Source organism: Mycobacterium fragae (genome assembly GCF_002102185.1).
GTDB classification, from domain to species: domain Bacteria; phylum Actinomycetota; class Actinomycetes; order Mycobacteriales; family Mycobacteriaceae; genus Mycobacterium; species Mycobacterium fragae.
Map to the genome: position 1 here is coordinate 32,080 of NZ_LQOW01000004.1, position 13,413 is coordinate 45,492.

Here is a 13,413-nt window from a genome sequence, read left to right on the forward strand (position 1 = left end):
GCTAGCATGAGCGAAACTGACTGGAGCGAGCTGGACGTGAGCGAGCTGTTGCCGACGGGTACAGTGACGCTGCTGTTGGCAGACGTCGAGGGTTCCACGCGGCTGTGGGAGACTCAACCCGTCGAGATGACCGCTGCCATTGCGCGTTTCAACCAAGTTGTGTCGGACCTCGTTGCGGCCCATAGTGGTGTGCGCCCGGTGGAGCAGGGCGAGGGCGACAGTTTCGTGGCCGCGTTCGCCCGGGCTTCCGATGCGGTGGCCTGTGCGCTCGAATTGCAGCGCGCGCCCTTGGCCCCGATTCGGCTGCGGATCGGCATTCATACCGGCGAGATTCAGCTGCGCGATGAAGGCAACTACGCCGGGCCGACAATCAACCGCACCGCGCGACTGCGCGATCTTGCCCATGGCGGGCAGACCGTGCTGTCGGGCGCGACGGAGCAGATGGTGGTCGATCGACTACCCGACGGTGCGTGGCTGACCGACCTGGGCACCCACCCGCTGCGCGATCTGCCGCGCCCGGAACGCGTCGTGCAGCTGTGCCACCCCGATGTGATCAACGAGTTCCCGCCTCTGCGAGTACCCAAAGTGGTTGTCGCCCAGCGGCTTCCGGCACAGCTCACTAGTTTCGTTGGGCGCGAAGCCGAGATGCGTGAGGTGGCGGAGCTGCTGGCCGAGAACCGGCTGGTGACGCTGACCGGCGCCGGCGGCGTCGGCAAAACCCGCCTGGCGGTCCAGCTGGCGACACAGATGGCCGGCGAATTCGCCGACGGTGTGTGGTACGTGGATCTGGCGCCGATCACCGATCCCGACGTTGTGCCGACCGCCGTGGCCCGCGCGTTGGGGTTACCCGATCAACCCGGCTGCTCCACGATGGACACCGTCACCCGATTCGTCGCCGACCGCCACATGCTAGTGGTGTTGGACAACTGCGAGCATCTGCTGGATGCGAGCGCGTCGCTGGTCGTAGCTCTACTGGGCGCAGGTGAGAAGTTGACGCTCTTGGCGACCAGTCGGGAGACGATCGGGGTTGCCGGTGAGATGGGCTGGCGGGTGCCGTCGCTGTCGCTGACCGACGAAGCCGTCGAGCTATTCACCGATCGGGCTCGCCATGTTCGGCCCGGTTTCGCCGTGACCGACGAGAACATCGCGGTGCTGACCGACATCTGCCAGCGGCTGGATGGTTTGCCGTTGGCGATCGAGCTCGCCGCGGCGCGGGTGCGCGCCCTATCACTGACCGAGATCGCTGACACCTTGCACGACCGCTTCCGGCTGCTCACCGGTGGTTCGCGCAGCGCGGTGCGCCGTCAACAGACGCTGCGCGCCTCGGTGGATTGGTCGCATGCGCTGCTGACCCAGTCCGAACGGGTGCTGTTCCGTCGGCTGGCGGCGTTCATGGGTGGATTTGACCTCGACGCCGCACAGGCAGTCGCCGGATCCGGCGACGTGGAGCGCTACCAGGTGCTCGATCAGCTCACCCTGCTCGTGGACAAATCGCTGGTGGTGGCCGACGACAGCCGGGACCGAACCCGTTACCGCTTGCTGGAGACGGTGCGCCAGTACGCGCTGGAAAAGCTCGGTGAGTCCGGTGAGGCCGATGCCGTGCGATCGCGTCACCGCGATTACTACACGTCGATGGCGGCGGCGGTCGACGCACCGGCCGGCAGCGATTACGAGCAACACGTCGACCGGGCCGAATTGGAATTCGACAATCTGCGGGCCGCGTTTGACTGGAGCCGTGAAAACTCCGATATCGAGCTCGCGTTGACCCTGGCGTCGTCGCTGCAGCCGCTGTGGTTCGCGCGAGGCCGCGTGCACGAGGGCTTCGCGTGGTGCGACGCGGTCGTCACCGATGAGGTTGCACAGGACCCTGACCTGCCGGCAGCGATTGTCGCCCGAGCGTTATCCGACAAAGCGATGCTTGACTCCGCCGCCCGCGGCACCCCGAACGTTAATCAGGCGCACCAAGCTCTGGCGCTTGCGCGTGACATCGGCGACGCAGGCGTGCTGGTGAGAGCGCTCGTCGCCTACGGCCTGACCGCCGCCCACAACGCCGAGCTGGCAGGGCAGTACTTCGCCGAAGCGACCGAACTCGCCCGCCGCTCCGACGACAAATGGAGGCTCGCTCAAATCCTGGGCTGGCAGGCGCACGTGGCATTGCTCTTCGGTGACCCCATCGCTGCGCGCGTGGCCGCCGAGGAAGGACGCGATATTGCCGCCGCAATCGGTGACGCGTTCAACTCGCGCCACTGCCGGACGTGCCTCGGTCTGGCACAGATGCTGGAGAGCGATATCGCAGGGGCGCTCACGCAATTCCGCGCGGTGGCCGCCGAGGCCACGGCCGCCCATGACGGGATCCTCGCGGCGGGAAACCTGGCGCACCAGGCCAGCGCATTGGCCTGGCGGGGCGACGGGGAGGCGGCCATGGCGGCGGCCGAAGCCGGCCTCGGTTCCGGGACTGAATTCGGCCCCTTCGTCTCAGGCATTTGCTACATGGCGTTGGCAGCAGCGGCCCTGTCAGCCGGCGATGTCGGGACCGCGCTGGAGGCGAGCGCGGCGGCCTGGGAGCATGGGGGCGCCCTGCCGGGCTATGCCTCACTCCAGCGGCCCATCGTTGCGCAGGCCATCTTGGCGAGTGGGGATCTGGTCGCCGCCCGCCGCTGGGCCGACGAGGCGGTCGAGAAGGCGACGAGCTGGACGGTTGTGATGTCGTCACTGGTCACCCGTGCCCGTGTGGCGATGGCGCAAGGCGAGCTAGAGCAGGCTCAGCGCGACGTCCACGAGGCGTTGGCGAATCTGCCCGAAGGCTTTCCCTACGTGGGCATTGCCGACACTCTCGAATGCACGGCCATCCCGGCCGAGCGCTGTGGCAGCCACCGGGAAGCTGCCCGACTTTTTGGTGCGGCAGCCGCAATCCGCGAGCGCCGGGGAATTGGGCGGTTCAAGGTCTGGGAAGCTGATTACGAAGCATCGGTGACGAAATTGCGAAATGCTATGGCCGAGGCGGACTTTGAATCGGCTTGGGCCGAGGGCGCGGCCCTGTCGACTGAAGAGGCCATCGCCTATGCGCAGCGCGGCCGCGGCGAACGCAAACGGCCCACCAGCGGCTGGGCTTCACTCACGCCGGCCGAGCGCGACGTCGTACGACTGGTCAGCGAAGGACTCGCCAACAACGACATCGCCACCCGGCTGTTCGTCTCGCCACGCACGGTGCAGTCCCACCTCACCCACGTCTACACCAAACTCGGCCTCACCTCTCGCGTGCAGCTGGCCCAGGAAGCAGCGCGCCACGTCTGACCGGTAAGAAGTTAGAAGCCCGCCGGTTCGGGGAACACGTGTCGACATGGCGCCCAATTCGGGCGCTGTTACGACAGGAGCAGCAATGATCGGATCAATCGTTCTCGCCATCATCGTGGGCGCGATCATCGGTGTAGTGGCGCGTCTCGTCATGCCGGGTAAGCAGAACATCGGCATGATCATGACGGTGCTGCTGGGTGCAGTCGGCGGCTTGATCGGCTCTGCGGTGGCCACCCAGTTCGGCTACCACAACGCCAATGGTGGAATCGCCTGGATCCCGTTCCTCATCGGAGTCGTGGTCGCCATCTTGTTGATAGCGATCTACCAGGCATTGACCGGGCGTCGTACCAGGGCAAGGACGCTGCGCTAACCGCGGCGCGGGGAAAGAGCGTGGCGCCGCGTTTCGAGGACGTCATCGCATCCAAGTACCTGCTGCTGACGACGTTCACCAAGGACGGTCGCCCGAAGCCGACACCGACATGGGGTGTCCCCGACAGCGACCGTCTACTGGTCATTACCGACGATGGCTCATGGAAAGTGAAGCGGATCCGGAACACACCCAGGGTGACGATCGCCAGAAGCTCAGCGCTGGGCACGCCCAGGAGTGAAGCAGTCGAGGCGGTGGCCCGGGTGCTACCGAAGTCTGAGACGCGACGGGTCTACAACGCGGTGCTCAGACGGTACTGGTATCACGCCGGCTGGTTTTATGCGCATTCAATCCTGCGCGGCGGCGTCAACAAGGTGCACGTGGGCGTGGAGATCAAGCCCGCCGAATTACCGCGACAGTGACGGCTCCTCGGTAGGCGGCTTCTCCGACTTGTCCTGGGGGTCCCGCAGCAGCAATTCACGCACCACCGGACGTGGTCCGTACGGCCGAAGCAGGGTACTGGCGGGGCGCGGACGCACGTGTTGTGGCCACCAGAACCAACGTCCCAGCAGGGTGGCCACCGATGGCGTCATGAACGACCGCACGATGAGGGTGTCGAACAACAGACCCAGAGCAATCGTGGTGCCCACCTGGGCCATGACCCGCAACGGGCCGAACACGAATGAAGCCATGGTGGCGGCGAACACCAAACCGGCAGCGGTCACCACCGAACCGGATCCGGCCATCGCGCGGATGGTTCCCGTCTTCAGCCCGGCGTGTACTTCTTCTTTGAATCGGGATATCAGCAGCAGGTTGTAGTCCGACCCGACGGCCAGCAGCAAGATGACCGCCATCGCCAGCACCATCCAGTGCAACTTGATCCCGAGTAGGTACTGCCACACGAGCACGGAAAGGCCGAAGGACGCGCCCAGCGAAAGCAGCACGGTGCCCACAATGACCAGGGCCGCGACCACGCTTCGGGTGATGACCAACATGATGATGAAAATCAAAGTGGCCGCGGCTATTCCGGCGATCATCAGGTCGACGTTGGAGGCGTCGCGCATGTCCTTGTACAGCGCCGCGGTGCCACCGAGGTAGACCTTGGCGCCCTCCCACGGCGTGCCCTTGATGGCCTCGTGTACCGCCTGCTTGATCGGATTGATGTGGGAGATGCCCTCAGGAGTCGCCGGATCGCCTTCGTGCGAGATGATCAAACGAACAGCGTGGCCGTCGGGTGACATGAACTGCTTCAGGCCGCGCTGGAAATCCGGGCTTTGGAACGCCTCCGGCGGCAGATAGAACGTGTCGTCGTTCTTCGCTTTGTCGAAGGCTTCTCCCATGGCCGTCGCGTTGTCGGACAACGCTTTCTGTTGGTCGTTGAGACCTTTCGTCGTCGCGAAGTTCGACATGATCGTGTCGAGATTTCGCTGCTGGCTGGCAATCTGCGGCGGTATCAGCGCCACCAATTGCGGCTGGATCTGGTCTAACCTCTCGAGATTCGCGTAGAGCTTCTCGATGTTCTCACTGACTTCGTCGATACCGTCCAGCGCGTTGAAGATGGATTGCACCGCCCAGCACACCGGTACGTCGTAGCAGTGCTTCTCCCAGTAGAAGGCGCTGCGAATCGGCCGGAAGAAGTCATCGAAGTTCGCGATTTCGTCGCGCAACGCCTCGGTGATCTCAACGGTCTCTTTTGTAAGAACCACAGTTTGATGCGTCGTGTTGCTGAGATCCTGGGTGACTTGCATCTGCTGGTGCAGAAGTGCCATCGTTTTCCGGAGCTCGTCCGCTTGCTTCAACAGGTTATTGGCCTGTTCCTCCTGGTAATGCTGGGTCTGGATCTGCCCGGCGCTTTGCGCGCTCATCAGAAAAGCAAGGGTCGAGTGGTCGAGCGGAGTGCCCAGGGGCCGGGTGATGGTCTGCACACGGCCGATACCCGGGATGTGGAAGATCGCTTTGGCCACCTTGTCCAACACCAGGAAGTCGGCCGGATTACGCAAATCGTGATCCGTCTCGATCATCAGCAATTCGGGATTCAGCCGGGCCTGGTTGAAGTGTCGTTCGGCGGCGGCATAGCCGACGTTGGCCGGGGTGTCCGGCGGCAGGTAATGGCGGTTGTCGTAGTCGGTTACATAACCGGGCAGGGCAACCAGACCGACAAGTGCGATCGCGATCGTCACCGCGAGAATCGGTGCGGGCCAACGCACGATCGCGGTACCGATTCGCCGCCAGTTCCGGGTTTGCAATATCCGCTTCGGATCGAGCAGCTTGAAGAAGCTGCCCACCACCAGCACCGCCGGTCCCAGCGTCAATGCCGCGAAGACCGCGACCAGCAGGCCGACCGCGCAAGGCACACCCATCGTCTGGAACCACGGCAACCGGGTGAAGCTCAGGCAATACATCGCGCCGGCGACGGTAAGCCCTGAACCCAGCACGACATGCGCGGTGCCGTGAAACATGGTGTAGAAGGCCTGTTCTCGGTCCTCGCCGAGGCCACGGGCCTCGTGATAACGGCCCATCACGAAAATCGCGTAGTCCGTGCCCGCGGCGATCGCCAGCAACACCAGCAAGTTGTTGGCGAACGTGGACAGTCCGATGATCCCGTAATTTCCCAGAAACGCGACGACACCTCGGGCCGCGGCCACTTCGACGAGGACGATGAACAGCACGATGAGCGTCGTGATCACCGAGCGGTAGACGAAAAGCAGCATCACGATGATCACCAGGAAGGTCATCATGGTGACCTTCTTGACGCCCTTCTCGCCCGCATGAGACTGATCGGCGATCAGCGCGCCGGCGCCGGTGACATGGGCCTTGACCCCCGGTGGCGCGGGCACCGAGTCGACGATCTTGCGGACCGCTTCGACGGACTCGGTGGACAAACTCTCACCCATGTTGCCGGCGAGGTAGACCTGGACATAGGCCGCTTTTCCGTCCGGGCTTTGCGAGCCCGCAGCAGTCAGCGGATCATTCCAGAAATCCTGGACGTGCTGAACATGCTTGGTGTCCTGTTGAAGTCGCCTGACGATCTCGCCGTAATACTGGTGTGCGGCATTCTCGAGCTTCTGCTGGCCCTCCAGGACGATCATCGCCGAGTTGTCTGAATTGAATTCGCGGAAGGTCGATCCGACCTTCTTCATCGCGATCATCCCCGGCGCGTCTTTCGGGCTCTGTGACACCGCGTGCTCTTTGGTGACGACCTCCAGTTGCGGCACGGTGACATTCACAAACACGGTGAGTCCCAGCCACAGCAGCACGATCGGCAGCGCAAGCCGATGGATCATCCGGGGCAGGAACGGCGGGATCAGCGGCTGCGAGACAGGCTGCGTCGCCTCGGTGGTCTCACTCATGCGGACTTGTTCAGGCAGAAGGTGAAGGCATTCACTGTTTCGTCGGCGGGGGATCGATTTGTGGCCTTGACTATCGGCCCGCGCCCGTCGTTATCGTCCAGGGTGATCTTGCAGGCAATCCAATCGCCAGTTCCCTGTGCCACGAGATTGGCGGGGAGGGAAGGCTGCGTTGTGGTCAGCTGTGTCGACCACGGCAGGGGCGCGTTGAGGACCTGCTGCGGCTTGGAATCTTTGTCCAGGTAATTGATGGTCGCCATGCTGCCCGGTGGACCCCAGACCTCGAGTGTTAAGACCTTGGGGTTGAACGGCTTTATCTCTTCGGCGACCGCGCCCCCGCCGAAGGCATTGCCGTGCACACCGAAGATGCCGCGAAGCCGGTACACGCAGAACCCCGAGACCGCGACCACGGCGGCGATCACCAGCACCACCCAGAATCGTCTGAGGAGGCTGGGGGTTGTGGCCCGCTTGGCCTTCTGCTCAGCGACCTCTTTGTACTCGTTCTCGTACTCGCTCGTCGTGTGCCCCTCGGTGCGCAGAGGTTCGGTCGTCGGCTCGGTCGTCGTCATGGGTGCCTCCATCCTTAACCAGGGGCGAAGGACGCTCAACTAATTAGCTTGTGTGTAACCTTAGCTACTCTAATCGGAAGAGGCGAGTCCCGGGAACCTGGGTAGGGCAGGGAGGAACAGCGATGATAGGCGTCAGGCAGCCAGTTCGATCCACGAGTCGAACCGGAAACGGTACGATCCAGCCCATGAAGGCAACGGGTTTTGCAGTCGCCGGGTTTGCAGCCATCGCCGTGGCGATCGGCTTGGCCGTGCCGGCACACGCCGACATCGACACCGATTTCGATCAGCAGCTCAACAGCTTTGGTATCTATGGCCCGCACGACTACAACCCCTACCTGGCCAAGATCGCCTGCAATCGGCTGGGCCGGGGCGTCGACCCGGACGCGGCCGCATCGGCTCGTTTCGTCGCCCGCAACCTGCCGCGCGGCACCACCCAGGTGCAGAGCTACCAGTTCCTCGGCTCCGCCATCAGCTTCTACTGCCCCGACCTGGCACCCAAGCTGCAAAACATCCCGCCCAGCTAGGCCGACGGGACGACTCCCCGGGGAAGCGTCAGCGGCAGATCGTTGTACGTGGCGATGCCCGGTGCTGCGGCGACGACCGCCGGGATCGCGTTGATCGTGGGCATCGCTGTCAAGATGTGCCCGAGCGTCATGAAGTCGGCCATCGTCTCGGCCTCAAAATCTGGTGGCGGTAAAAACCCGACGCTGGTCCGCACGGTCGGTCGTCCGTCGATTTGGATGACCCAGCCGTCCTGGTCGATCTTCCAGTCCGGGTCGAGCGTTTGGCCTTTGCGCCAGCGGACGTTGAGCTCGACGACGGGTTTGTCGCCGACTATGCCCTGCCAGCTTGCGTAGACACCGGCGACGCACCCGGCCGGGATCGTCCAGGACCCGAGGTCCAGGTCGGCGGTGGTTTGCGCGTATTCGGCCTCGCAGCGCACGTCGTCGAGCTCGACGCCGAGCGCGTCGGCAACCAGTCGCACCGCCTCGGCGAAAATCGCCGTCCCCTGTGCGGCCATCGGCGCCAAGTCGGGGGAGTCGATCGGCGTGCCGAAACCGACCGGGCGCTCGGTCGCCGGTGAGTCGTAGAACGTGGTGTCCGCGGCTTCGTTGACAGTGACCTTGTCGACCCGGTCGCACACCATCGCCGACACGATGGCCAACAGCTGGGCGAAGCCTGGGCTCGATCCCGAGCCGAAGATCGTCGAGCCGCCTTTCCGGCACGCCTCCGCAATGCGGTCTCGACCGGCGCCGAGGTTGTGCCCGGTGACGAACGCGGCCGTCGCGACCACGTTCACGCCCGCGGACAGGATGCGCACCAGCTCATCGGCATCAACCCACATCGGGTTGTAAACCACGCAGTCCGGCTTCAGCGCGAGCAGGGCATCGACATCATTAGTGGCCGCTACGCCCAGCGGCGCGATACCGCACAGCTCGCCGACGTCGCGGCCGACCTTGTCCTCCGACCAGGCGTAGCACCCGACCAATTCGAAGAGCGGGTTCGTGGCGATCGCCTGCACCGAGCTCTTTCCGACATTTCCCGTTGTCCACTGGACGACCCGATACTTGTTTGGCACTCGCACAGCATAGGGTTCAGTCCTCGACCGCAACGCCTCGGCGTGTGCGTCGGCGCCGGTGCGCTCCAGTCGGTTTGCCGGTCGGGCGACGGTTGCGCAGACCACCCTTGGGCGCCTCGACGGTGGCGGTTTCTGTGGCGGTTTCTTCCACGTCTTCTACGTTTTCCACGGCGGGCGCCTCTTGAGCCTCCGACTCGACTTCCACGGCCGTCGGCTCGACTTCGGGACTTTCCGCAGTGACCTCGGCGGGCTTCTCCTCGCCCTCCGACTCTTCGGCCTCGGTCTCTTCGGCTTCTTCGGCCTCTTCCTCGGCGGCTTCGGTTCCTTCGGCCTCGTCGGCTTTCTTCGGCCGCCTGCGGCGAATGCGTCGCTGCTTCTCTTTCTTGGGCTTCACCGGTTTGGGCGGTGGCGGCGGCAGCTCGGCGACAAACGACAGGTAGAAACCGGCAATGCCGAGTAACGCGATCGCGGCGGCCGCGCCGTACATCCCGAACAACCACTGCCCGGAGGTGTCGAGGCTCAGCCAGATCTCGCCGATCGCGGTGCCGACGATCAGAACGCCGGCCAACACATGGGCCACGATCGACCAGGTCTGCAGTGTCAGGGCCAGTTGCGGCGTGCCGTACTCCGGCTTGCGAGTGCGCTGCAGGGTGAAGACCACCGGCAATGCCGCCAAGGCGATGACCACACCCGTGACGATCCGCAGCCCGGTGCCCAGGCCGTGTGAGATATCGCCCATCAGCTCGAGCCCGCGCGGCAGCACGAAGACGTAGTAAAGGATGCCGGCAGCAATCGAGAACGTCGCATGCCACAACGTGGCGACCCAGCGTCGCATGCCCCTCCTAGAGCTGGTGATCCGAGAGCGACCAAGCCCGACCATCATGCCTGGTCGCATCCCGGACCGCGTGCGGAGGATGCGGGATTTGAACCCGCGAGGGCTATTAACCCAACCCGCGTTCCAGGCGAGCGCCATAGGCCACTAGGCGAATCCTCCGTCGGCCATGGTAGCCGAGCCGGGTTCGCCCGGACCGGGGACTACACTCGCCATGGACCCCGCGCGGCGTCTATCCTGTGAACTCCCCCAGGGCCGGAAGGCAGCAAGGGTCAATGGGCTCTGTCGGGTGCGCGGGGTCCCCCACATTCCACGGCGTTGACGGTGAAAGGCGCATGGTGTCGTTTGATTCCCTCGGCCGTGCGGAATTGGCGGCCCTACACGAGCACCACCAACAGGATTACGCCACGCTGCAGGCCAGAAAACTGGCGTTGGACCTCACTCGCGGGAAACCGTCAAGCGAGCAGCTCGATTTGTCCAACGCGTTGCTGAGCCTGCCCGGGGACGACTACCGCGACGCAGACGGCACGGACACCCGCAACTACGGTGGGCTGCACGGCCTGCCGGAATTGCGGGCAATATTCAGCGAGCTGCTCAGCATCCCCGTGCCCAACCTGATCGCGGGCAACAACGCCAGCCTGGAGCTGATGCACGACGTCGTCGTCTTTTCCATGCTGCACGGCGGTGTGGACTCGCCGCGGCCCTGGAAAGACGAGCCACGCGTCAAGTTCCTCTGTCCGGTTCCCGGCTATGACCGGCACTTCGCCATCACCGAAACCATGGGCATCGAGATGATCTCCGTCCCGATGCGCGAGGACGGCCCGGACGTCGACCTGATCGAAGAACTGGTCGCCGTCGACCCGGCCATCAAAGGCATGTGGGCGGTACCGGTGTTCGCCAACCCCACGGGCATCACCTACTCGTGGGAAACGGTTCGTCGTCTGGTCCAAATGCGCACGGCGGCAGAGGATTTCCGGCTGTTCTGGGACAACGCCTACGCGGTACACACCCTGACGCTGGACTTCGTCCACCAGGTCGACGTGTTGGGGCTGGCGACCGCCGCAGGCAACCCGAACCGGCCCTACGTTTTCGCGTCGACGTCGAAGATCACCTTCGCCGGCGCGGGGGTCAGCTTCTTCGGCGGATCGCTGGGCAACATCGCCTGGTATCTGCAGTACGCCGGAAAGAAATCGATCGGCCCGGACAAGGTCAACCAGCTGCGGCATCTGCGGTTTTTCGGCGACGCCGATGGTGTGCGCCTGCAAATGCGGCGCCACCAGCAGCTGCTGGCACCGAAATTCGCGTTGGCGCTGGAAATTCTGGAGAAGCGGCTGGGCGATTCCAAGATCGCGTCGTGGACCGAGCCGAAGGGCGGCTACTTCATCAGCCTCGACGTGCTGCCCGGCACCGCGCGACGCACTGTCGCGTTGGCCAAGGACGCCGGTATCGCGGTCACCGAGGCCGGCGCGTCGTTCCCTTACCGAAAAGACCCGGACGACAAGAACATCCGGATCGCGCCGACGTTCCCTGCGCTACCGGATCTGCGCGACGCCATTGACGGGTTAGCCACCTGCGCCTTGCTGGCCGCCACCGAGTCCTTGCTGAAATCGAGTGTGCGCTGAGGGCGGGAAAATTCGCGAAATCCCGCCACTGGTGCACACTCGACACCGAGGATTCACACCCGATGGCCAGCCGAGCCGACGTCGGACAGCCTCGGTAGCCTGCTGACCGTGGCCCTCTACCGCAAGTACCGACCGGCAACCTTCGCCGAGGTGGTGGGGCAGGAGCACGTCACCGGGCCGCTGTCCACCGCGCTGGCGGCGGGCCGGGTCAACCACGCGTATTTGTTCTCCGGCCCGCGCGGCTGCGGCAAGACATCGTCGGCGCGCATCCTGGCCCGGTCGCTGAACTGCGCGCAGGGACCGACCGCGACACCGTGCGGTGTGTGCGAGTCCTGCGTCGCGCTGGCGCCCAACGGGCCCGGCAGCATCGACGTCGTCGAACTCGACGCAGCCAGCCACGGCGGGGTCGATGACACCCGTGAACTGCGTGACCGGGCGTTCTACGCGCCGGCCCAGTCGCGCTATCGCGTGTTCATCGTCGACGAGGCGCACATGGTGACCACGGCGGGGTTCAATGCGTTGCTCAAGATCGTCGAGGAGCCGCCCGAGCACCTGATTTTCGTCTTCGCCACGACCGAGCCGGAGAAGGTGCTGCCGACGATCCGGTCGCGCACCCACCACTATCCGTTCCGCTTGCTGCCGCCGCGCACCATGCGCGGGCTGATCGAGCGCATCTGCGAGCAGGAGGGTCTCGTCGTCGACGACGCGGTGTACCCGCTGGTGATCCGGGCCGGCGGCGGTTCGCCACGCGACACGCTCTCGGTGCTCGATCAGTTGCTGGCCGGCGCCGACGGGAATCGGCTGACCTATCAGCGCGCGCTGGGACTGTTGGGCGCCACCGACGTGGCGTTGATCGACGAGGCCGTCGATGCGCTTGCCGCCGACGACGCCGCTGCGCTGTTCGGTGCGGTGGAATCGGTGATCGACGCCGGGCATGACCCTCGGCGATTTGCCACCGACCTGCTGGAGCGGTTCCGCGATCTGCTTGTGCTGCAAGCGGTCCCGGATGCCGCCGCTCGCGGCGTGGTCGATGCGCCGGAAGACGTGCTGGACCGAATGCGTGATCAAGCGGCCCGGATCGGGTCGGCGACGCTGACCCGATATGCCGAAGTCGTCCAGGCCGGGCTGAGCGAGATGCGCGGCGCGACGGCGCCGCGTCTGCTGCTCGAGGTGATCTGCGCGCGGCTGCTGTTGCCGTCGGCCAGCGATACCGAGTCGGCGCTGCTGCAACGCGTCGAGCGGATCGAAACCCGGCTGGACATGTCGATCCCCACCGAGCGGGCCGACCCACCCAAGCGGCACAGCACGCAGGTCAACCCGCAGGTCAAAAAGCCCGAGCCGGCGCCCAAACCAGCCGAACCCGAACCGGCCCCGCCGCCAGCGGCCGCCCCGGGCGAGCCCGGCGCGGCCGCTGTGCGAACCCTGTGGCCGACCGTGCGCGACAAAGTCCGTCAGCGCAGCCGCACCACCGAAGTGATGCTGGCGGGCGCGACCGTCCGCGCGGTCGAGGGCAACACACTGGTGTTAAGCCATGAGTCGGCGCCGCTGGCGAAGCGGCTCTGCGAACAACGCAACGCCGACGTCATCGCCGAGGCGCTCAAAGACGCGCTGGGGGTGGATTGGCGGGTGCGCTGTGAGGCCGGCGACCCGATGCCGCCCGCCGCGCCCGTCGAAGAGGACCACATGCTGGCCGAGGCGGGCAATGACGATGCGCCGGCGGAGCGTCGCGACCCCGAAGAGGCCGCACTGGAGTTGTTGCAGAACGAGTTGGGCGCTCGCCGCATCGACAACGGCTAACGACAA

General features: G+C 65.0%; 10 protein-coding genes, 1 tRNA gene and 1 other RNA gene. 7 read left to right on the forward strand and 5 right to left on the reverse strand.

The window, feature by feature from the left end; all coding sequences use genetic code 11:
- The first annotated feature begins 36 nt into the window (after nucleotides 1-36).
- From AWC06_RS02450 to AWC06_RS02460, 3 genes are all read left to right on the forward strand, one after another.
- A complete protein-coding gene (locus AWC06_RS02450) occupies nucleotides 37-3,294 on the forward strand; it encodes a LuxR family transcriptional regulator (protein WP_085194147.1) in 3,258 nt (1,085 codons plus the stop codon).
- An 85-nt stretch (nucleotides 3,295-3,379) separates the two neighbouring features.
- Nucleotides 3,380-3,664, forward strand: coding sequence for a GlsB/YeaQ/YmgE family stress response membrane protein (locus AWC06_RS02455; protein ID WP_085194044.1), 285 nt, complete (start codon nucleotides 3,380-3,382; stop codon nucleotides 3,662-3,664).
- Between the two features lie 20 nt (nucleotides 3,665-3,684).
- A complete protein-coding gene (locus AWC06_RS02460; RefSeq protein ID WP_085194046.1) occupies nucleotides 3,685-4,083 on the forward strand; it encodes a PPOX class F420-dependent oxidoreductase in 399 nt (132 codons plus the stop codon).
- On the opposite strand, the gene AWC06_RS02465 is transcribed toward AWC06_RS02460, so the two are convergent.
- Together AWC06_RS02465 and AWC06_RS02470 are read right to left on the reverse strand one after the other, a co-directional pair.
- Nucleotides 4,069-7,011, reverse strand: coding sequence for an MMPL/RND family transporter (locus tag AWC06_RS02465; protein WP_085194048.1), 2,943 nt, complete (start codon nucleotides 7,009-7,011; stop codon nucleotides 4,069-4,071). The genes AWC06_RS02460 and AWC06_RS02465 overlap by 15 nt on opposite strands.
- Nucleotides 7,008-7,577: an MmpS family transport accessory protein gene (locus AWC06_RS02470; RefSeq protein WP_085194149.1), complete on the reverse strand. Its 570-nt coding sequence runs from the start codon at nucleotides 7,575-7,577 to the stop codon at nucleotides 7,008-7,010. Before AWC06_RS02470 ends, AWC06_RS02465 begins: the two co-directional genes overlap by 4 nt.
- Nucleotides 7,578-7,762: 185 nt before the next feature.
- On the opposite strand from AWC06_RS02470, the gene AWC06_RS02475 reads away from it, so the two are divergent.
- Nucleotides 7,763-8,101 (forward strand): DUF732 domain-containing protein, encoded by a 339-nt coding sequence (locus AWC06_RS02475; RefSeq protein WP_085194050.1) that lies wholly within the window; start codon nucleotides 7,763-7,765, stop codon nucleotides 8,099-8,101.
- On the opposite strand, the gene AWC06_RS02480 is transcribed toward AWC06_RS02475, so the two are convergent.
- The 3 genes from AWC06_RS02480 to AWC06_RS02490 form a co-directional block, all read right to left on the reverse strand.
- Nucleotides 8,098-9,156, reverse strand: a complete 1,059-nt coding sequence (locus AWC06_RS02480; protein ID WP_085194052.1) for an NAD(P)H-dependent amine dehydrogenase family protein — start codon at nucleotides 9,154-9,156, stop codon at nucleotides 8,098-8,100. The two genes, AWC06_RS02475 and AWC06_RS02480, sit on opposite strands and share 4 nt — an antisense overlap.
- A gap of 16 nt (nucleotides 9,157-9,172) precedes the next feature.
- A complete protein-coding gene (lucA, locus tag AWC06_RS02485) occupies nucleotides 9,173-9,991 on the reverse strand; it encodes a lipid uptake coordinator LucA (protein ID WP_085194054.1) in 819 nt (272 codons plus the stop codon).
- 73 nt (nucleotides 9,992-10,064) lie between these two features.
- Nucleotides 10,065-10,150 (reverse strand) — tRNA-Ser (locus AWC06_RS02490).
- Between the two features lie 51 nt (nucleotides 10,151-10,201).
- Between AWC06_RS02490 and ffs the strand changes: the two genes are divergently transcribed.
- The 3 genes from ffs to AWC06_RS02505 all read left to right on the forward strand — a co-directional run bounded on the left by ffs (nucleotide 10,202) and on the right by AWC06_RS02505 (nucleotide 13,407).
- Nucleotides 10,202-10,296, forward strand: an RNA gene (gene ffs / locus AWC06_RS02495) — signal recognition particle sRNA small type.
- Nucleotides 10,297-10,326: 30 nt separating this feature from the next.
- Complete coding sequence (locus tag AWC06_RS02500) at nucleotides 10,327-11,610, forward strand: aspartate aminotransferase type Ic (RefSeq protein WP_139819878.1); 1,284 nt, start codon at nucleotides 10,327-10,329, stop codon at nucleotides 11,608-11,610.
- Between the two features lie 108 nt (nucleotides 11,611-11,718).
- The gene (locus AWC06_RS02505) at nucleotides 11,719-13,407 is read left to right on the forward strand and encodes a DNA polymerase III subunits gamma/tau (protein WP_085194057.1); all 1,689 of its coding nucleotides are present in this window, start codon (nucleotides 11,719-11,721) and stop codon (nucleotides 13,405-13,407) included.
- The last annotated feature ends 6 nt before the right edge of the window (nucleotides 13,408-13,413 follow it).